The 20588-nt window shown below is 45.5% G+C and carries 18 protein-coding genes; all 18 read right to left on the bottom strand.

Annotated features, from left to right (window positions below; genetic code table 11):
- Positions 1–5: 5 nt before the first annotated feature.
- The 18 genes from dnaI to citZ all read right to left on the bottom strand — a co-directional run bounded on the left by dnaI (position 6) and on the right by citZ (position 20334).
- Positions 6–941, bottom strand: a complete 936-nt coding sequence (gene dnaI / locus ACTSEZ_RS13310; RefSeq protein ID WP_029279187.1) for a primosomal protein DnaI — start codon at positions 939–941, stop codon at positions 6–8.
- A gap of 21 nt (positions 942–962) precedes the next feature.
- Complete coding sequence (locus ACTSEZ_RS13305) at positions 963–2360, bottom strand: replication initiation and membrane attachment family protein (RefSeq protein WP_369734661.1); 1398 nt, start codon at positions 2358–2360, stop codon at positions 963–965.
- An 84-nt stretch (positions 2361–2444) separates the two neighbouring features.
- The gene (gene nrdR, locus ACTSEZ_RS13300) at positions 2445–2903 is read right to left on the bottom strand and encodes a transcriptional regulator NrdR (RefSeq protein ID WP_029279183.1); all 459 of its coding nucleotides are present in this window, start codon (positions 2901–2903) and stop codon (positions 2445–2447) included.
- A 114-nt stretch (positions 2904–3017) separates the two neighbouring features.
- Positions 3018–3416, bottom strand: a complete 399-nt coding sequence (locus ACTSEZ_RS13295) for a cytosolic protein (protein ID WP_369734660.1) — start codon at positions 3414–3416, stop codon at positions 3018–3020.
- A 116-nt stretch (positions 3417–3532) separates the two neighbouring features.
- On the bottom strand, positions 3533–3913 hold the full coding sequence (gene speD / locus ACTSEZ_RS13290) for an adenosylmethionine decarboxylase (protein ID WP_029279179.1): 381 nt from the start codon (positions 3911–3913) through the stop codon (positions 3533–3535).
- A 1524-nt stretch (positions 3914–5437) separates the two neighbouring features.
- Positions 5438–6460, bottom strand: coding sequence for a glyceraldehyde-3-phosphate dehydrogenase (locus tag ACTSEZ_RS13285; RefSeq protein ID WP_369734659.1), 1023 nt, complete (start codon positions 6458–6460; stop codon positions 5438–5440).
- Positions 6461–6584: 124 nt separating this feature from the next.
- The gene (gene coaE / locus ACTSEZ_RS13280; protein WP_369734658.1) at positions 6585–7190 is read right to left on the bottom strand and encodes a dephospho-CoA kinase; all 606 of its coding nucleotides are present in this window, start codon (positions 7188–7190) and stop codon (positions 6585–6587) included.
- Positions 7191–7208: 18 nt separating this feature from the next.
- Entirely contained in the window at positions 7209–7844 is a 636-nt protein-coding gene (gene ytaF, locus ACTSEZ_RS13275; RefSeq protein WP_369734657.1) for a sporulation membrane protein YtaF, read from the bottom strand.
- 61 nt (positions 7845–7905) lie between these two features.
- Complete coding sequence (gene mutM, locus ACTSEZ_RS13270) at positions 7906–8730, bottom strand: DNA-formamidopyrimidine glycosylase (RefSeq protein WP_369734656.1); 825 nt, start codon at positions 8728–8730, stop codon at positions 7906–7908.
- Positions 8731–8742: 12 nt separating this feature from the next.
- A complete protein-coding gene (gene polA / locus ACTSEZ_RS13265) occupies positions 8743–11373 on the bottom strand; it encodes a DNA polymerase I (RefSeq protein WP_369734655.1) in 2631 nt (876 codons plus the stop codon).
- Positions 11374–11474: 101 nt separating this feature from the next.
- Positions 11475–12410 carry a protease modulator HflC gene (gene hflC / locus ACTSEZ_RS13260; RefSeq protein ID WP_369734654.1) on the bottom strand — a complete coding sequence of 312 codons (936 nt, stop codon included), beginning with the start codon at positions 12408–12410 and terminating at the stop codon, positions 11475–11477.
- The gene (gene hflK, locus ACTSEZ_RS13255; protein ID WP_369734653.1) at positions 12400–13377 is read right to left on the bottom strand and encodes an FtsH protease activity modulator HflK; all 978 of its coding nucleotides are present in this window, start codon (positions 13375–13377) and stop codon (positions 12400–12402) included. Before hflK ends, hflC begins: the two co-directional genes overlap by 11 nt.
- A gap of 201 nt (positions 13378–13578) precedes the next feature.
- The gene (gene pnpS / locus ACTSEZ_RS13250) at positions 13579–15339 is read right to left on the bottom strand and encodes a two-component system histidine kinase PnpS (RefSeq protein ID WP_369734652.1); all 1761 of its coding nucleotides are present in this window, start codon (positions 15337–15339) and stop codon (positions 13579–13581) included.
- Positions 15332–16051, bottom strand: coding sequence for a winged helix-turn-helix domain-containing protein (locus ACTSEZ_RS13245; protein WP_369734651.1), 720 nt, complete (start codon positions 16049–16051; stop codon positions 15332–15334). The genes pnpS and ACTSEZ_RS13245 overlap by 8 nt, the downstream gene beginning before the upstream one ends.
- A gap of 216 nt (positions 16052–16267) precedes the next feature.
- On the bottom strand, positions 16268–16741 hold the full coding sequence (locus tag ACTSEZ_RS13240; protein WP_369734836.1) for a MaoC/PaaZ C-terminal domain-containing protein: 474 nt from the start codon (positions 16739–16741) through the stop codon (positions 16268–16270).
- A gap of 87 nt (positions 16742–16828) precedes the next feature.
- Positions 16829–17767, bottom strand: a complete 939-nt coding sequence (gene mdh, locus ACTSEZ_RS13235) for a malate dehydrogenase (protein ID WP_369734650.1) — start codon at positions 17765–17767, stop codon at positions 16829–16831.
- A 79-nt stretch (positions 17768–17846) separates the two neighbouring features.
- Positions 17847–19115: an NADP-dependent isocitrate dehydrogenase gene (gene icd / locus ACTSEZ_RS13230; RefSeq protein WP_369734649.1), complete on the bottom strand. Its 1269-nt coding sequence runs from the start codon at positions 19113–19115 to the stop codon at positions 17847–17849.
- Positions 19116–19215: 100 nt separating this feature from the next.
- Positions 19216–20334 carry a citrate synthase gene (gene citZ, locus ACTSEZ_RS13225; RefSeq protein ID WP_369734648.1) on the bottom strand — a complete coding sequence of 373 codons (1119 nt, stop codon included), beginning with the start codon at positions 20332–20334 and terminating at the stop codon, positions 19216–19218.
- Between the last annotated feature and the right edge of the window lie 254 nt (positions 20335–20588).

Genomic DNA, 20588 nt, shown 5'->3' with positions numbered 1-20588 from the left:
TTTTTCTATCTTTCGCGCCAGTTGCGGCCTTTCAGTTCGAACGGTTCTGCCAGATACTTGATCCTCTCCATAATTCTCGCTGATTTTACAGGCTCTTCTTCACCGCGCTGTGTAACGCTTAAATGCGACTGAAGATCTTTCATGCTGAAATTGGAGGTGAAAAACGTTGGAAGGTTTTCAAGCATGCGGTATTGGAGGATTGACCCCAGAATATCATCGCGCACCCAGCTTGACATCGCCTCGGCACCAATGTCATCAAGCATCAGCACCTTTACCTTTTTAACTGCCTCAACCTTCTCTTCCAGCGAATGATCATGCATGGAGCTTTTTAATTCCCTGAAAAATTCCGGCACATACACAAGCATGGAAGGAATCTTTTTCTTTGCAAGTTCGTTTGCAATCGCTCCGAGAATATAGGTTTTGCCGATCCCGAACGGACCGTACAAGTACAGCCCTTTGCGGTACTTGCCCTCTTGATAGTCCCTGCTGAAGCTTAGGGCCATGTCCACAACCTTCAGCCTGCTTGCTTCCTTGAGATCAATGTCTTCAAGGGTTGCATTCAGAACGTCACGCGGAATAAACATGGACTTGATGAGCGACTGCTGTTTTTTCCGTTCATCATCCGCTTCTTTCGTCGGGCAGACCTCATACTTCAGGTCAATGGTTTTTCCCTGAAGGATAAGCTTCGGATGATAGCCTTCTACTAGATTTTTGCATTCTCTGAGACTCGGGCAGTCTGCGCAGCGCTTGCTTTGTCCAATGTATTCGTAGAGTTTGATCAGGCTTCTGTTGATCATTTCTTCATTCACTTCAGAACTGTTTTCATGCAGAAATTCCTGGATATCCGGATTTTGCATGATCTGAGCCTTCATGGCACCCAGCCTCTTCTGAAAATCTTCCCGGCCTGAAAGACGCCCAAGAGATTTGTTGATGGATTCCATTTTGTTCACCTCCGCCTGAGATTAATTTTGTTCCCTGTACTGTCTGAGCTTTTCTTCAAGCCGTTTCCGTTCAAGCTCTGTTTCTTCGTCATCCTGCTCTGCGGCTGGTTCTCCACGTTCTTCGCTTTGCTGTAAATACTGTGGCAGCGTTTCTTTCCGGACAATTTTTCTGCCGGAAGATGTTTTCTTTGAAGCCCAGTCCTGATACTTTCTGTGCTCCTGCTTCGCAAGGTCCATCGCTTCCTTGACAGTTGACACCTGTTTCCGCGCCCAGTGGCTCGCGATTCGCTGAACATACGTCTTTGAGAGCTTCATGTCGGTTTTGAGCATGACATAGTAGATCAGGACGTTCACAACGCCCGGATGAAGCTTTTGTTTGAACATGACTTCTTCAACGATCTGCAGGTCTGCAGCAGATGGCTCTATGCCGTCTGCCAGGTCCTTTAAAAACTGCTTCGGCGAGATGCTCTCAAGCTGTCTGATCAGCGATTCTTCCTGTGACAGTTCAGCCTGAACCGCAGGCTTTGACCTGAGATGGGAAGGCTGTACTTTTTCAGTAAGAGCAGGAAGTCTTTCCCCGTGCTCAAACTGATACCAGTCTCTTGCAGCCTTTCTGAGTTCATCTATTTGAATGGCTTCATTCGCATCAATGGCGTTCATCACAACATTCTTCATCTCCATGGCTCCAATGCCGTAAAGATAAGAAAGTTTCTTGATCGTTTCTTTTACTTTCGGCGTAATGGATTTCCTTGGAATGACAGCTTCTGAAAGCCCGGCGTAAAACAGATCAAAATCAAAAACAGTGTCCGTCATATGGGGAGAGCTTCCCGTCTGAGAACCAAGAAAGTCCTTGCCTTCTTCAGGGATCATGGATTCCTGCATTTCTCCTGAAGCAAAAGAGTGCATTTCTGTTGGCTGCAGGGACTGAAACACCTCATTGAAGGGTTTTGTCACCTGCGTCAAGTTTTCCGGAAGGCTGCTGTCTGAAAAGTAGGCTTTCAGCTGACTGTATTTTGACTTTCCGATCCGGTTATACAGATAGATGTTTAATACCCCGTCCTGAAAAAATTCATCCGGCATGATGGGCGGCATCAGCTCATAGATGTAGAGTCTGGAATCTCCTTCTTCTTTCAGATAGGTTTTAAGCAGTCCAATGCCCTCAAGCTTAATCCGTTCTTCATAGATCTCCCTCAGGTTGCTTTGCATAAGAGACATCAAGCCATGATGCGTCGTTTCTCTGCTCCATATCCGGTCCTGTTCAAGCTCTGACCAGAGTGTCATATAGAGGGCATAGCATTTTGCCCCAAGCAGAGGCTGATAGAGCAGCGTCAGAACTTTTCTGTCAAAATCCTGCAGCAGCCCGTTCATTTTGACGAGATACCTGTCTACCGGAAGTAATTGTTTCCAATGATTGTCCATAGCATTCCCTCTGTTTCATCAGCCGAAACAAGCAGCATGCCTGCGAAAAGGAAAAAAGAGCCCAAAACCATGTTCTGCGCGCTCTTATTTCACCTTTTTGATCAGCTCTGATAATTCTTGAATAAATACATTTATATCTTTAAACTGGCGGTAAACGGACGCAAACCGGACGTAAGCCACTTCATCTACACCTGCAAGCCTGTCCATAACCATTTCGCCAATGTCGTCGCTGTTCACTTCTGATATTCCCTGATTCCGGAGTTCTTTTTCAATATCCTGCACAATCTCCTCCAGTTTCGGAAGAGGAACAGGGCGCTTTTCACACGCTTTGATGAGCCCCCGAAGAATCTTATCTTTGCTGAATTCTTCCCGGACCCCTTCTTTTTTGACAACAATGAGCGGAATCTCCTCTACCTTTTCAAACGTTGTGAAGCGGTACTGGCACTCTTCGCATTCACGCCGTCTCCGAATGGATTTTCCTTCATCAACAGGACGGGAGTCCAGAACTCTCGTGCCATTATGATGACATGTAGGACATTTCATACAACCAGCTCCAATCAAAAAGCATCGGGATTTCTGTTACAGTCTGATCTTGATGCCGAATCTTTTCTTCTATCTTTCCCAAAAGCCTGGACTTTCCTTCGCACGCAGCCGTTATCACTTCGGATAAAGTCCTGTGCCGATAAACGGAAGATCCTTATTCAACTTTTCGTAAGCCTCACTGATCAGCTTTTTGCTGAATCCGAAATCTGTTCCGAGCTTTGAATCTGTTGACACGTTGAAATCAATGGCTGTTTCGTAAGGCCGTACAGATATGACCGTGACAATCATCAGCGCTTTTTTAGGTTTTTCAATGGCAAGACTGATTTCGCCGTGCTCTTCGGAAACGGAGGTTACTTTTGCTCCAGGCATTCTGCCGAGCGTTTGCTGAACGGTTTCCATTGCCTTCTTGGCGGTCGTTTTATAATAGTGGCTTCTCAATGCCTCATCGTAATGATTTTCAGACGTTTCCTGTCCTGCAGAGAAGAAACTTTTCATTTTATGCATCATGCTCATAGTCAGGCTTGGCTCCTTTTCTAATTAGAATAAAAGGTATGTATGTAAAAGGTCATTGCATAAGAAAAAGAGGTGCATGCTGCACCTCTTTCATTTTACATGAAAATGAGTAATCATTAAAGAGCTTTTACTTGAGCCTGTTTCACTTGTACAGGACCCATGCCGCGCGGGATCTCAATGTTCTCGCGTGTTTGTGCGCAAAGAGCCTCTGCAATATAGTCTGCTGCAACATTCGGGTTTAAATCTCCGCAAGTATATACATCAATGCTTGCATATCCATGCTCAGGGAAGCTGTGAATCGTTAAGTGAGACTCAGAGATGATGACAACCCCGCTCACACCTTGAGGAGCAAATTTGTGAAAAGCTACCTCACGCACTTCAGCACCTGATTTCAGCGCAGCATTTACAAACGTTTTTTCAATAAAGTCCATATCATTCAGTTTATCAAAGTCGCATCCCCACAGTTCAGAGATTACGTGACGTCCCATTGTTTCCATTATATGGTTCCCCCTTTAGGAATTTTAGTTTACATGAAGTTCTTCGCAATGGATTGTTGAACTACCACGGGGGAAAGTTAGTCCAGAGAGGTCCTAACCCTTTAAGTAGCCACAAGGCCGCGTTCATTAAGAAGTTCACGAAAAATAGTATACTTTCTTTAGTTTGTTTTTGCAACACACTTTTTTCAAAAAAATGATGCTTCTCTTTCATGCAGGGGCTCGCAGCATACGCTGCCGGGGGTTTTAGTATTTTTTGAGCGGAGATAAATTTCGTTTTTGGGGGAGGACATAATTTGGAATACTTTCTGGCGGGATGGTGCTATTGAACCGGATTTTTTTCTGCTTGAGGGTTCTTATTGGGTGGGATGGTGATACCAAACCGGATTCTTCTCTGATTGAGGGTTCTTATCGGACGGATCAGGGCTACCAAACTGGATTCTTTTCCGCTTGAGGGTTCTTATCGGACGGATTGGTACCACCAAACCGGATTCTTCTCCGCCTGATTGTTCTTATCGGACGGATTGGTACCACCAAACCTGATTCTTCTCCGCTTGAGGGTTCTTATCGGACGGATTGGTACCACCAAACCTGATTCTTCTCCGCTTGAGGGTTCTTATCGGACGGATTGGTACCACCAAACCTGATTCTTCTCCGCTTGAGGGTTCTTATCGGACGGATTGGTACCACCAAACCTGATTCTTCTCCGCTTGAGGGTTCTTATCGGACGGATTGGTACCACCAAACCGGATTTTTCTCTGGTTTGAGGGTTCTTATCGGACGGATCAGGACCACCAAACTGGATTTTTCTTTGGTTGAGGGTTCTTATCAGGTGGAACGGTGCCATCAAACCGGATTTTTTTCTGCTTGAGGGTTCTTATTGGGTGGGATGGTGCCGTCAAACTGGATTCTTATCTGCTTGAGGGTTCTTATCGGACGGATTAGGACCACCAAACTGGATTTTTCTTTGGTTGAGGGTTCTTATCAGGTGGAACGGTGCCATCAAACCGGATTTTTTTCCGCTTGAGGGTTCTTATCGGACGGATCAGGACCACCAAACCAGATATTTCTCTGTTTGAGGGTTCTATCCTCACTGAGTCCTGTTACAGAGTGATTACTAGTTTGCTTATAACCCTTCGCACCATCTCCCTCCTGATGAAGGGGCATATCTTACGCACTAATAACCCTTCGCATAATTCTCCTGCCGCTGAAGGGACATATCTTATACACTTATGACCCTTCGCGCAATTCTCAATCCGCTGAAGGGACATATCTTATACACTTATAACCCTTCGCACCATCTCCCTCCTGATGAAGGGGCATATCTTACGCACTAATAACCCTTCGCACAATTCTCCTCCTTCTGAAGGGTCATTTCATATGTGCTTATATTTGTTCAAGCCAGATTTCCGTGCTATTCTCCTTGATCAGATACGCCAGATTAGTTTTCTCGCAGGTTTGCACCACCCCTAAAAGCTGGATGCATAAAGAAAAGACAGCCAAAGGCTGCCTTTTCCACTTATACGTTTATACCGCCGATAACTTCTTCATTTTCGAAGCAACGAATCGAACGAGATCCACGACTCTGCAAGAATAGCCCCACTCGTTGTCATACCATGCGAGCACTTTGATTTTCCGGTCTGCCATGACCATGGTGGACAGGCCGTCGATGATTGCGGAATGCGGGTTTGTATTAAAGTCAATCGATACTAGCGGCTCTGTTGTAAAATCCAGGATTCCCTGGAGTTCTCCGTCTGCAGCATCCATGAACGCAGCACTCACTTCTTCAACTGTCACGTCTCTTTTCACGTCGACAACGAGGTCGACGAGCGAGACATTCGGAGTCGGGACTCTAAGTGCCATGCCATGAAGTTTGCCCTTCAAATGAGGCAGGACAAGAGACAGCGCTTTTGCAGCGCCTGTTGTTGTCGGGATGATGGACTGGCCGCATGCTCTTGCTCTGCGCAGATCTTTGTGCGGGTTATCAATGTTTTTCTGATCGTTTGTGTAGGCGTGAACGGTTGTCATGAGGCCATTTTCAATGCCGAACTGTTCATCGAGCACTTTTACAACAGGTGCCAGGCAGTTTGTTGTGCATGATGCATTTGAAATGATGACGTGCTGTTCATTGTTGTAAGCCTCTTCATTTACGCCCATGACAACTGTAATGTCTTCATTTTTCCCCGGTGCTGTTAAGATGACTTTTTTTGCGCCGGCCTGTACATGGTACATCGCTTTTTCACCGTCGTTGAATTTACCCGTAGCTTCAACAACTATATCAATATCCATGAGCCCCCAAGGCAAATCCCTCGGATCTCTGAAATTAAGTAATTGGACCTTTTGTCCGTTAACTAGCAAATAATCATCAAAAGGAAGCACTTCCCCTTCGAACTTCCCGTGGTTTGTATCATATTTGATCATGTGCGCCAGCGTCTCAGCCGGATAGCTTGCGTTGATGGCGACAATCGTCATGCTTTCTTCAAAGATTGCTTTTCTGAATACCATTCTCCCAATTCGACCAAAACCGTTAATGGCAATCTTCGCTTTCATACCATTACCCCTCTCGGATTATGTGATATACTAATATATGCTTATTCGCACGATTAGTATATCACATTTAAGCCCAAATAGGATGATTAAATGTTCTTTTTTCAAAAAAAAATGAAACCAGGCTTCACTTAGAAGCCAGGTTCCATTTTTCAAGCAATGTATGAAACTGTTCTTTTGTTGCTTCGATCGTTCCGTTGTTGTCGATTACTTCATCCGCCTGATCCTTTTTTTCATTCAGGGGGAGCTGGGAAGCGATTCTCCATTTTGCATCTTCTTCTGATAAGCCGTTGCGTTTCATTAATCTGCTGAGCTGCACATCCGGATTCACGTATACGACCAGCGTAACATCCGCCAAGTGTGTCAGCTTGCTTTCAAACAAAAGCGGAATATCCAGGACGACCGCAGCCTCCCCGTTTGCCTCCGCCTCTTCCTTTTGCCTCAGCATTTCTTTTCTGACTGCCGGATGCACGATGCTGTTCAGTTTTTCCCGCTCTTTTGCATGTTGAAAAATAATGCTCCCAAGCTTCTCGCGGTCAATCGATCCGTCTTCCTGAAGGATGCCGCTCCCAAATGCTTCTGCAATCAGCCGGTATGCCGGCGCGCCTTGTTCTACGACCTGTCTCGCGATGATATCTGCATCTATAACCGGGATGTTTGCTTCTTTGAACATGTTTGATACGGTGCTTTTTCCGCTTGCAATTCCGCCTGTTAAACCAATTGAGAGCGTCACTTTTTATTCCCCCTGCTTCTAAAGCTTCCAGATTCCGAGTATAATCAGCAGAACTCCCGGAAGAAATGATAGTTTTTCCATCCAGGCAAATCTTGAAAAGAGGTGCCCGGATTTGATTCCGAACATTACAAATAATGAGCTCATAACGGCCACAAGCACGCTTGTCGCAAAGGGAGAATAGCCGAGCAGCGCCGCTCCTATTCCTGCCCCAAACGCATCAAGCGACAATGCAAATCCGAGCAGGAGGGCTTCAACCCCAGTGATTGTGCCGGATTTATCAATATCTGCTGCAGCCGGTCTGCTCAAAATGTTTATCACGATGCCAAACGACTTGATTTCAAGGTTAAGCAGGGTCTTTTCAGATTCTTCCTTTGTCATTTCCCTGACAGGCTGAAGAAACTGATAAAGCACCCATGCGCCAATACCTATTAAGATAATGCCGCCGAGCTTTCCGGTCAGACTGTGCGGGAGAACAGAGGCAAGCGCGTGTCCAACCCCCATTGCAAGCAGCAAGGTAACTGCCGAACAGCAGGCAATGATGAAGACCGACTTAAACGGCATGCTCATTTTTCTTAATCCATAAGTGAAACCGACTGAAAAGCTATCCAGACTTACTGCAAATGCCAATAAAAAAAGTGATGCAGCTGCAACCATAAACCATGCCCCTTCCGCAAATGCTACGGTAGTATATGACATCGGCCTATGAGGTGTTCACTTATCTCTGGCACCTGCTGCAGTAGTGAGTTCCCCTTCCTCCAACTACAGTTTTGATCAGGGTTTCGCCGCAGACCTTGCACGGTTCATTCGTTCTTCCGTATACAAACAGCTGCAGCTGAAACATGCCGATCTGACCTTGCGTGTTCACGTAGGATCTGACCGTGCTTCCGCCTTTTTCAACGGCTTCACTCAAAGTGCGCACAATTTCCTGCTGAAGCTTCGCTGTTTCCTCTGCGCTGAGCCCGTTTGCAGGACGCTCAGGGTGGATGCCGGATCTGAAGAGAGCTTCATCTACATAAATGTTCCCAAGGCCTACAAGCACCTTCTGATCAAGGAGCACAGCCTTGATTTTCCGATTCGTCTTTTTCAGCATTTCCTGCAGGTATTCAGGGGTAAAGCTTTCAGAGAACGGTTCCGGCCCAAGATGGGACAGGGGCATATGCAGTTCTTCCTCGCCTATGGTGAAAAGGTGCATCGTGCCAAACTTTCTTACATCCTTATACCTGAGCTCTGATCCATCCGTCATCTTAAATACGACATGCGTGTGCTTGTCGATGGGGTCAGACGACTGAAACAGGCCGTATTTCCCTTCCATCCTGAGATGGGAGACAAGGACATAGTCATCAAGGTAGAATTTGAGGAACTTCCCCCGTCTTCCGACATCCTGGATCGTCTGACCGGCAACGGCATCCTGAAACTGCACCGTTTCTTCCGGCTTTTTAATCATCTTCGGCCAATGGATATACACGGCCTCAATTGTTTTCCCTTTGACTAATTCAATCAGCGTCTGTCTGACGGTTTCAACCTCCGGCAGTTCAGGCATATTCTCACTTCCTTATTTTGCGTCGTACCAGGATGAACCATAGGAGTAGTCCACTTTAAGAGGCACTTTCAGTTCAACGGCATGTTCCATTACTTGCGGAACAAGCTTTTCAAGTATTGGTATTTCTTCTTTAGGAGCTTCAAAAATCAATTCATCGTGCACCTGAAGGAGCAGGCGTGTCTGCAGCTTTTCCTCTTTCAGCTTTGCAGCCATGTCAATCATCGCTTTTTTGATGATATCGGCCGCACTTCCCTGGATTGGGGTATTCATCGCCGTTCTCTCTGCAAAGCTTCTGATATTGAAATTCCTGCTCGTTATTTCAGGGATATAGCGTCTGCGGTGAAGAAGCGTTTTGACATAGCCGTTCTGCTTGGCTTCCTGTACAATCTCCTCCATATATTCCTTTACTCCATCGAAGCTTTCGAGGTAGCGTTTAATAAACTCTCCTGCCTCTTTCCGGGTAATGTTCAGACTTTGAGAAAGGCCATAGTCGCTGATTCCATATACGATACCAAAGTTAACAGCCTTCGCCTGCCTTCTCATATTTGAAGTAACGGCATCCGCTTCAACGCCGAAAACGTCCATGGCTGTTTTCGTATGAATATCAAGGTCATTTTGAAAGGCCTCAATCAGATTGCTGTCACCTGCAATGTGGGCAAGAACCCGGAGTTCAATCTGCGAATAATCTGCTGCAAACATGACCCAGTCTTTTTCAGAAGGGACAAAGGCCTGGCGGATTTTGCGGCCCTCTTCAAGGCGGATCGGGATATTCTGCAGATTCGGGTCCGTCGAGCTCAGGCGGCCTGTCTGAGTAAGCGTCTGTACATATCTTGTATGCACCTTTCTTGTGTCCTTGTGGACGACTTTCAAAAGCCCCTCAATATAGGTGGACTGAAGTTTTCCAAGCTGGCGGTAATGAAGGATTTCCTGCACGATTTCATGTTTGCCTGCGAGCTTTTCAAGGACGTCTGCAGACGTGGAGTATCCTGTCTTTGTTTTCTTTGCAGCAGGCAGTCCAAGCTTGTCAAAGAGAATCGAGCCAAGCTGCTTTGGCGAATTGATATTAAAGGCCTCACCGGCGAGACGGTGAATCGTTTCTTCCAGTGTCATCAGACGGTCTTTCAGCTCCCGTCCCATGTCTTCGAGACGCTCAATATCCACGCTCACACCTGTTGCTTCCATCTCCGCAAGAATAATGGAAAGCGGCATTTCAAGATCAAGATAAAGCTCAAGCTGCTCATTTTCCTCAAGTTGGAGCTGAAGCTTTTCTTTAACAGCCTTTAGGGCGAGACCTTTTCTCACAAGGTGTTCAGCAAGCATCGAAGCTTCCGGAATGGCGCGTTTTGCTCCCTTGCCATAAACCGTTTCGTCGGACTGAACAAGGTGAATTCCGCTGTGGCGGGCCACTCCTGCTGCATCAGCAAACGACTGCGACGGGTCCAGGATATAGGCTGCAAGCAAAACGTCAAATTCAACTGCGTTCAGCTCAATCCCCTGCCAGTGAAGAGCAACGATGGATTGTTTGGCATCATAGACCGTTTTGCGCTTCGTCCCGTCTGCCGCCCATTTTTTAAACACCTCAGATTTAACGGCAAGTTCTGCCGGCACATAGTAGCTGCCATTCTCATTGATGACGGCAAGTCCGATTATGCTGCTGCTGTGATAGTTGTCATCAAGCACTTCGACAATAAGGACGGCATCATCCGTCAGGTGCTTATCCGCTATTTCGTCCAGCATTTCAAATTGAACATCTTCAATGGGCTCAAGCTCTGCTTCTGTGTCCGCTCCCAGTTTGTCCAAGAGAGAATTGAAGCCGAGCTCTTTGTAAATACCCGCCACATTCTTCGCCTCAAAGCCCTTATACTCGGCTTCAGACAAGGTAATTTCAAGCGGCGCCTCACAGTTGATTGTTGCAAGCTCTTTGCTCATCATCGCCTGTTCTTTATTTTCTTCAAGCTTTTCTTTTAATTTTTTGGCCGTAACCTTGTCTAAGGATTCATAGAGCGCTTCAAGGGTTTCATGTTCCTTCAGAAGTTTGATCGCCGTTTTTTCTCCGACGCCCGGAACACCCGGGATGTTGTCTGAACTGTCTCCCATAAGCCCCTTCATATCGATAATCTGAGAGGGGGACAGGCCGTATTTCTCCATAACAAATTCAGGCGTATAGGAATCAACATCTGTTATTCCTTTTCTTGTAATGTCAACGGTGATCTGTTCTGAGACGAGCTGCGTCAAATCTTTATCACCTGAAATGACTTTTACTTCAAAACCGTCTTTTTCGGCTTGTTTTGACAGCGTTCCGATAATATCATCCGCTTCATAATTCGGAAGCTCATACCGTGATATGCTGTAGGCATCAAGCAGCTCCCTTATAAACGGAAATTGCTCCGACAGCTCCGGCGGGGTCTTCTGCCGGCCGCCCTTGTATTCTTTGAACGTTTCATGCCTGAAGGTCGTTTTTCCCGCATCAAAGGCAACCAGCATGTGAGACGGCTTTTCATCTTCAAGTATTTTCATTAGGATCATGGTAAATCCGTAAATAGCGTTTGTATGTACACCTTTGTCATTATTCAGCAGCGGAAGGGCAAAAAAAGCCCGGTAGGCAATGCTGTTCCCGTCAATCAGCACGAGTTTTTTCGGCATAGGTAAACCTCCCTGTAAAAGGATATAAAAAATCCCCTGATTTTCTTTCTCTATTCTACCATGACAGGCAGACAGAATGAAAATCAGGGGACAGGACGCTGTTAGTCAGTTCCGCCCATCAATGTTTTAGCATAATCAGAGTCAAACGGCATGATAATGACCGTTTCTTCGTCAATTGTCTTTTTATAGGATTCAAGTGTTCTGTACAACTCATAGAATTCCGGGTTTTTAGAATAGGAACTGTTGTAGATTCTCCCTGCTTCCTGTTCTCCCTGACTTCTTATAACATCTGCATTGGCTGCTGCTTTAGCCAGCATTTCCTTTACAGTCCGGTCGGTTGCTGCAATGGCGCTGTTTTTCTTTGCATCCCCCTGGGACAAGTAATCCTGGGCCGTTGACTGTCTTTCGGATATCATGCGGGTATAAACAGATGCTTCATTGTCCTCAGGCAGGTCGGTGCGTTTGATTCTGACATCTGTGACTGTAATTCCGTACCCGTCCTTTTCCAGAAGACCATTCACGATTTCAGTGACTTTATCATTAATGCTGCCTCTTGATGACTTTTCATCATTGATGATTTCATCATAGTTGAGCCGGCCAAGCTCTGAACGGACTGTGGAAAAAGTGAACTCTGCCATTTTTGTTTCAGCGTTCACGAGCGTTCTCGCATTGGCAATCATTTTTTTAGGATCATCCACTTTCCACACAGCATAATTATCGATCAGTATCCTTTTTTTGTCTTTCGTATTAATTTCCGCTTCTTCAACATCATATGTCATCTGATATTTCGGAATAGATGAGACCGACTGCACAAAGGGAATCTTCAAGTGCAGCCCCGGCTTTTCTATGATTCTTACAACCTCGCCAAACTGGCGGACTACTTTATATTCATTTTCTTTTACAACAAACATGTTCGTGAAAAGAACAATCGCTGCAGCAAGGGTGAGTAAAAGCCAGAGTCCCGTCTTTATATATTTGCTGTATCCTCCGGAATCTCCGCGCTTTTCACTCATGTCCACCAGGTTGTCATTGGCCATTCTTTTCACTTCCTTCCTCAGTTTCAGGCTTCGGCTCTTCTTTCTTTTTCTGCAGTTCGCCAATAGGGAGGTATTTCATTGTGCTGCCGTCATCCTTCATAAAATAGATCGTGGCTCCAGGAAGCACTTGATCGATCGTTTCAAGAATGAGACGCTTCTCTGTTATGCCCTCGGCTTTTTCATACTCGCTTAGAACAGCGTTGAAATTAGCTACTTCTCCGCGGGCTTTTTCGATTCTTGCCGTTTTGTCAGCTTCTGCTTTTGAGATGAGTGCATCCTCTTCCCCTTCAGCCTCACGCGTTCGCTGATTTGAGTATTTTTTTGCTTCATTGATTTTTGTATTCATCGTTTCACGCGCACTTGTTACGTCCGTGAAGGCTTTCCTTACCTCATCATTCGGAAGGTCAACATCCTGAAGTTTGACGGCCAGAACTGAAATGCCGATATCATACTTCTCCATCAGGGAAATCAGCAGTTCTTGAACATTTTCCTCGATTTCCACTTTTCCGGACGTGAGAGCATCGTCAATTTCAGAGCTGCCGATAATGCTTCGCAGGGAAGCTGATGTGGCGTCATACAGGATTTCCTCTGGATCTTCCGAGTTAAATAAGTACTTTTCAGGATCGGTAATTTTCCACTGTACAACCATATCTGCGAGAACGATATTTTCATCACCTGTGATCATCTTTGTATCCTTTGGAAAGGATTTTACTTCGCCGTTTTCTTCGGAATAGCCGAACTTAAGACTGAACGTTTCTTTGGACAGCTTTTCAACGGACTGAATTGGCCATGGCATTTTGAAGTGAAGACCGGGCTCACTGATGCCTTGTTCTACTTCACCGAATGTGATGATAACCGCCTGATCGGATTCATCGACCGTATACCATGTAGTAAATGCAACGATTAACAGGACTGCAGCCAGCAGAACTGCCCCTATGATCGTGTAAATGCGCCTGATGCTGATCATTTCTCCGCCCCCTTTTTCTCTTCACAAATATTTACGTTCTTTCCATGAAAAGGTTTCATCTTTTTTTTGAAGACAAAAAAAGGGACGAGAACAGGGATGTTCTCGTCCAAAAGATTGGCTCCTTGGATGAAGGGGTTTTCACTTAGTATATTATCAGCATTTTATTAAGCAGGAATAAATGTGATGTAAATATATTGTAAACTAGCCTTCGTTTTGGTTTTTGTTCAGTTTAACAGTAAACGTAGTCCCTTCTCCAACGGTGCTGCTCACATAAATTCGTCCTTTGTGCGCTTCCACCAGATGCTTGACGATGGCAAGCCCGAGTCCTGTTCCGCCTGAATTCCGGCTTCTCGCTTTGTCTACTCTGTAAAAACGTTCGAAAATCCGCGGAATTTCTTCTTTTTCAATGCCAATCCCCGTGTCACTCACGATAAATACGGCATGGTCACCGCCATCTTTGAGGATAACATTCACTTTGCCGCCCTTGGGTGTATAGTTCAATGCATTGCTGATCAGGTTGATGAAGATCTGCTTCAGGCGGTACACATCCCCGTAAATATGAAGCTCATCCTCCGGCATAACAAGTGACAGCCCGATTTCTTTTTCTTCTGCTTTGCTTTTTAGGATAATGATGACTTCTTCGAGAACTTCCTTCGCATTGCAGTGCTGAAGGTTCAGCTTAAAGCCCTGCTGTTCTATTTTGGACAGGTCAAGCAAATCCTGAATAAGCGTTTGAAGACGGTCGCTTTCTTTCAAGATGATCGAGAGAAAGTACTCCAGCGTCTGCCTGTCTTCAAGTGCTCCGTCAAGCAGCGTTTCCGTAAACCCTTTAATCGATGTAATCGGTGTTTTCAGCTCATGCGATACGTTCGCAACAAAGTCTTTTCTCATCTGTTCGAGTTTTTTCAGCTCAGTGATATCATGGAAAACAAGCACAATGCCTTTCCATTCATCGTTTGTGCCTATAATCGGCGCACCGTAAACTTCAAAATGCCTGCGCTCAATTTTCAGAGGGAGATGCAGCTGTTTTCTTGCTTTGATTTCAGTCATAAAGATATGCTCGACCAAATCAACAATCTCCCGGTGTTCGAACGCTTCATAATAAAGCTTGTATAGGAAGTCTGTTGATTTAATGTGAAAGAGCTCTTTGTATGCCCGGTTTACCAGGTTGATGTAGCCTCTTCCGTCAATCAGAATCAGACCGCTGCCCATATTTTCAATCAGTGTCTGCAGCCTGTCCTGCTGCATTTCCTGTGCACGGTTCATATCCTGAAGGTTTCTGGCAAGCACATTAATAGACTGGCTGAGCATGCCCGTTTCATCCAGGTGATCTTCATAGGTTCTTGCTTTATAATTTCCTTTTGCAAGCTCCATCGCAACATTTGTCGCCGATTCAATCGGCCTTGTGTAGCGTGATGTAATTCTGACAGCAAGCAGCAGAATGACAAGGAGGGCCATTCCCAGACTTGCAATCAGCAAGCCCCATATTTGCTGGTTGATTTTCTTTAAAGACGATTCTGTAGAGCTGAGGACGATGTACCCCCGCTTTTCGTTGTTTTCCAGATAAGGAAGTCCGTAAAAATACAGTTTGTCGTTTTGTATATTTAATTTGAAGCCTTTGTCTGCATTCCGGTGCTTTAGAAGAATCTCTTTTGAAATAGAATTGTGATCCTGTTTAAACGGACCGGCATCATGCAGAACATTCCCGTTTCTGTCATAAATGGTGATATGAGCTTTAATGGCTTTGCTGTAGCGGTTCAGGAAGGAATCCATCTCAGAAGACGACAGTCCCTTTTCCTTCACCAGAAGCTCAGTAATTTTCGCTTCCTCTTTCATGCGCTCCTGAAAAGAACTCATGTAATAGCTGCCGAATATTTGACCAAGCAAAAGCCCCAGGCCGATCAATACGGCAATAATCAGTGTAATAAGGGCAAAAATAAGGCGTGACCGGAATCTATTCATCCAGCCTAGGCTCCTCAAGCTTGTAGCCGAGTCCCCTTATTGTTTTAATATAAAGCGGTTTTTTCGTATTGCGTTCAATCTTTTCCCTCAAGTGACTAATGTGGACATCCACGATTCGTGTATCCCCTGCAAAATCATAGTTCCATACGGCACTCAAAAGCTGGTCGCGCGTCAGTACTCTTCCTTTATGACGGGCAAGGTATACAAGCAATTCAAATTCCTTAGGTGTCAGCTCAAGGCGTTCATCCCCGTAATACGCTTCATAATGTTCAGGAAGAATTCTCAAATCGCCTATCATAATTCTTTCAGATGTATCGACTTCTTTTTCTTCTGATTCAGAAGTTGTCTGCGTTCTTCTCAAAATGGCTTTCACTCTCGCCACAACTTCTCTCGGACTGAAAGGCTTTGTCATATAATCATCAGCGCCAAGCTCAAGGCCAAGCACCTTATCAAATTCATCATCTTTAGCCGTCAGCATGAGAATCGGCACCATGATTTTCTTTTGTCTAAGCTGCTTGCACACTTCGATCCCGTCCATTTTAGGCAGCATAAGATCAAGAACCATTAGATCAGGGGACTCATTCAAACCCTTCTCAAGCCCGTCTTCTCCATCTATAGCGGTTATTACCTCATACCCTGCCTGAACCAGATTGTATTGCAGCAGAGTCAGGATTGATTGCTCATCATCTACGACCAGAATTTTCTTACTCATATAAAGCCTCCACCAAATAGTATTCCCCTAGCAATCCAACGTGTTTTCTCTCTTTTATACTTCCATTATAGAGGATAGATTCAAATGAACAAATGTTTTCTTTCAAATGATCCTTTCAGCACGCTGTCTGTCTCTATTAGAATAGCCAAAACAGGAAAAGACATTCCAGTCACAGGCAGTAAAATGCCGGCACCCTGATCAGGTGCCGGCATTGGATTAAAAATTTTCAAGAGCACTGCCGTCCATAGAGGCAATCGCTGCAGGAGGCGCTACTGTTAACGTTCCCTGAATGACGATCTCGTCTTTGTCATTGTGCGCATGTACCTTGAGTAGCACAGTATTTTCGGACGCATTCACTTGGGTCACCTCGAAAAGGAACTGAATCATGCTGTAATGATAGACTGCCCGGACAAATTCAAGGTTTTGACTGAGAATGTGGCTTCCCGGTCCGGGCATATATTTGGATATCGCAGACGTTATGATGCCCGTCAGCATGATGCTTGGGACAATCGGCTTTTCATAAGGCGTCAGTGACGCATAATCGTGCTGAATATAGAGCGGATTTGAATCATTTGTCAGCCCAAGATAGAGCAGCAGGTCTTTATCTTCAATTTTTTCGGTCAGCGTTAATTTCTCTCCAACCGTGATTTCATCAATCTGTCTTCCGAGTTTTCTTTTTTTGCCAAGCAGCATTATCGTCATCCTCCAATCTTTTGAAAACGTTTACAAGAAACTTGCTGAAAGGGGCTGGAGAGTATTCTCCAGCCCCGGCAGCGATTAAGAAAGAACCTTCATGACACTTTTGACCGAGTCAGCAGACCTTGATAATGCTTCTTTTTCATCATCATTCAAGTCGAGCTCGATAATCTGCTCAAGCCCGTTTCCGCCAAGAATGACAGGAACTCCAAGGTAGATCCCTTCGAACCCGTATTCTCCTTCTAAGTAAACGATAGCGGGGATTACACGGCGCTGATCTTTAAGAATAGCTTCTGCCATTTCTGCAAGAGATGCAGCCGGTGCATAATAGGCGCTTCCGTTTCCAAGAAGATTGACAATCTCACCGCCGCCTTTGCGTGTTCTCTCAACGATTGCTTCCAGGCGGTCTTTAGGGATCAGCGTTTCAAGCGGAATTCCGCCGGCATACGAATATCTCACTAGAGGAACCATGTCATCACCGTGTCCGCCAAGAACAAATCCAGTCACATCTTTCACAGACAGATTCAGCTCCTGTGCCGCAAATGTGCGGAAGCGCGCAGTGTCGAGAACACCTGACTGGCCGATGACGCGGTGTTTAGGAAAACCTGACTCTTTGAAAACCGTGTAGGTCATGGCATCAACCGGATTGGTCAAAACTAGAATGACCGCATCTGGCGAATACTTCACAATCTCCTTTGTCACGCTTTTCATGATTTTCTGGTTCGTCTGAACAAGGTCGTCGCGGCTCATTCCGGGTTTTCTCGCAATGCCTGCTGTAATGATGACAAGATCAGAATCAGCCGTATCTGCATAGTCGCTGGTCCCTGTAATCTGAGCGTCAAATCCCTGGACAGGACCTGCTTCAAGCATGTCCAAAGCCTTTCCTTTAGTCGGATTCTCCTGCTGCGGAATATCAACAAGCACAACATCAGACAGTTCTTTTTGAGCTAATAAAAATGCAGTGGTTGCTCCTGTGAAACCTGCACCGATTACGGAAACTTTTTTGCGCTTCATGCCCATTAAAACATCCCCTTTAGCATAGCAGAGCTGTTTTCCATAAGTGAAAAACAGCTCTGCGGATTATTGACCTGAGAAGACCTTACATTTTGCTGATCAGTGCATCTCCGAACTCAGAGCATTTCACTTCTTTAGCGCCGTCCATTAAACGGGCAAAGTCGTAAGTGACAACTTTTTCAGAGATTGAATTTTCCATTGCTTCTACAACAAGTTTAGCTGCCTCATTCCAGCCTAAGTGCTCAAGCATAAGGACACCTGACAGAATAACAGAAGATGGATTTACTTTATCAAGACCTGCATATTTAGGAGCAGTTCCATGTGTCGCTTCGAAAATAGCATGTCCAGTTTCATAGTTAATATTAGCTCCAGGAGCGATGCCGATTCCGCCGACTTGTGCAGCAAGAGCATCTGAGATGTAGTCGCCGTTCAGGTTCATTGTAGCAACTACGTCAAACTCGCGCGGACGAGTAAGGATCTGCTGAAGGAAAATATCAGCAATGGAATCTTTTACGATGATTTTGCCTGCATCTTCAGCTTCCTGCTGCGCTTTGTTTGCAGCGTCTTTGCCGTCTTTTTCAACGATGCGGTCATATTCAGCCCAAGTGAACACTTGATCTCCGAATTCTTTTTCAGCAAGCTCGTAGCCCCAGTTTTTGAAGGCTCCTTCTGTGTATTTCATGATGTTGCCTTTGTGAACAAGTGTTACGGATTTGCGGCCTTCTTTGATTGCATAGTTGATAGCAGCACGCACAAGACGCTGTGTACCTTCTTCTGATACAGGCTTGATGCCGATTCCTGAAGTCTCAGGGAAACGGATTTTGTTTACGCCCATTTCATTTTTAAGGAAAGCAATCAGCTTTTCAACTTCCTCAGAGCCTTTTGCATACTCGATGCCGGCATAAATATCTTCAGTATTTTCACGGAAGATTACCATGTCTGTATCTTCAGGGCGTTTGATTGGAGACGGAACACCGTTGAAGTAGCGTACTGGACGCAGGCATGTGAACAGATCAAGCTCCTGGCGAAGGGCAACGTTCAATGAACGGATTCCGCCGCCTACAGGAGTTGTTAAAGGTCCTTTGATTGCAATGAAATACTCGCGGATCACGTCAAGTGTTTCTTCAGGAAGCCACTCGCCGGTCTGATTGAATGCTTTTTCTCCTGCAAGCACTTCTTTCCATACGATTTTCTTCTCGCCATTGTAAGCTTTGTCAACAGCTGCTTCAAGAACGCGTGAAGCTGCAGCCCAGATATCAGGACCAATGCCGTCTCCTTCGATAAATGGAATAATTGGATCGTTTGGTACGTTAAGTACTCCGTCTGCAACTGTGATTTTTTGTCCTTGTGTCATTGTAGTTACCTCCTGTTATGTATGTGAAATTTGATTTTTGGGAGTAATGCGCAGGGACAGGCAGCATCAGCATTTGCCAATACTGCCTCATCCGCTGAAATCAGCCGCGCTGCTCAATTGGAACGTATTTTTGCATGTCAGGGCCTGTGTAATCTGCGCGAGGGCGGATCAGGCGGTTGTTTTCGTACTGCTCAAGAATGTGGGCAAGCCATCCTGATACACGGCTGACAGCAAAGATCGGCGTGAAAAGGTCATGGTCAATTCCAAGGCTGTGGTACATGGATGCTGAATAGAAATCAACATTCGGCGGAATTGATTTTTCGCTGGTTACGATCTCTTCGATTTTTGTGGACATTTCAAACCATTTCGGTTCGCCTGTCAGGTTAGTCAGCTTCTCGGACATTTCTCTCAGATGCTTGGCTCTCGGATCTCCCTGGCGGTATACGCGGTGTCCGAATCCCATGATTTTTTCTTTGCGGGCAAACTTTTCGTGAAGGTACGCTTCAACGTTATCTACATCGCCGATTTCCTTCAGCATCTTCATAACAGCTTCGTTTGCTCCCCCGTGAAGCGGCCCTTTTAGAGCTCCGATCGCTGCAGTGATTCCGGAATAGACGTCTGACAGTGTCGCCACGCAGACACGCGCTGTGAATGTAGATGCATTTAATTCATGATCTGCATGAAGAACGAGCGCCTTGTTGAAAGCCTCAACAGCAACACTGCTTGGCTCTTCGCCTGTCAGTGTATACAGGAAGTTTTCTGCTAAGCTTACATCTGCCTTCGGTTTAATAGGCTCAAGACCCTTGCGGATACGTGCGAATGCAGCCACAATTGTAGGCAGTTTAGCCTGCAGACGGATCGCTTTGCGGTAGTTCGCTTCCGGATCCATGACATCGGCTTCGCTGTCAAACAGCCCCAGAAGGGAAACAGCTGTGCGGAGCGCCGCCATCGGATGCACTGACTTAAGGTCGTATGATTTAAAATGGCTGACAACCTCCTGCGGTATTTCCGCATTCTCTGCAAGCTCTTTTTTAATTTGTGCAAGCTCTGCATGATCAGGAAGCTTTCTGTGCCACAATAAATATACAACCTCTTCGAAACTAGCATTCTCTGCTAAATCATCGATGTTATACCCCGCATATGTAAGAGTATCATCAATAATTGAACTTACGGATGAAGTAGTAGCAACTACTCCCTCCAGACCCCGTGTTGTTGTCATGTAAATCTCTCCTTTGCAAAAATATCCCCATTGATCCGCTCTTCTCGTCAGCAATAAAAGATAGCATTCGACAAATCTTTTTTTCTTCTTATTTGCCCATTCTTCCAATTATTTAAACGACCGAGCGCTTGCTCAATACTCAAGCATTTTTAAAAAGAAAATGCTTACATTTACAGCCATTATAAGAGCCACATCGAATGTTATCTTCAATTGTGACTTAAGATGAACAAGAAGGCGTAATCAAACTGCCTATA

This window comes from Metabacillus mesotrionivorans (assembly GCF_052171315.1).
In the GTDB taxonomy this organism is placed as follows: domain Bacteria; phylum Bacillota; class Bacilli; order Bacillales; family Bacillaceae; genus Bacillus_P.
This window is presented reverse-complemented; position numbering and strand designations above follow the sequence as displayed.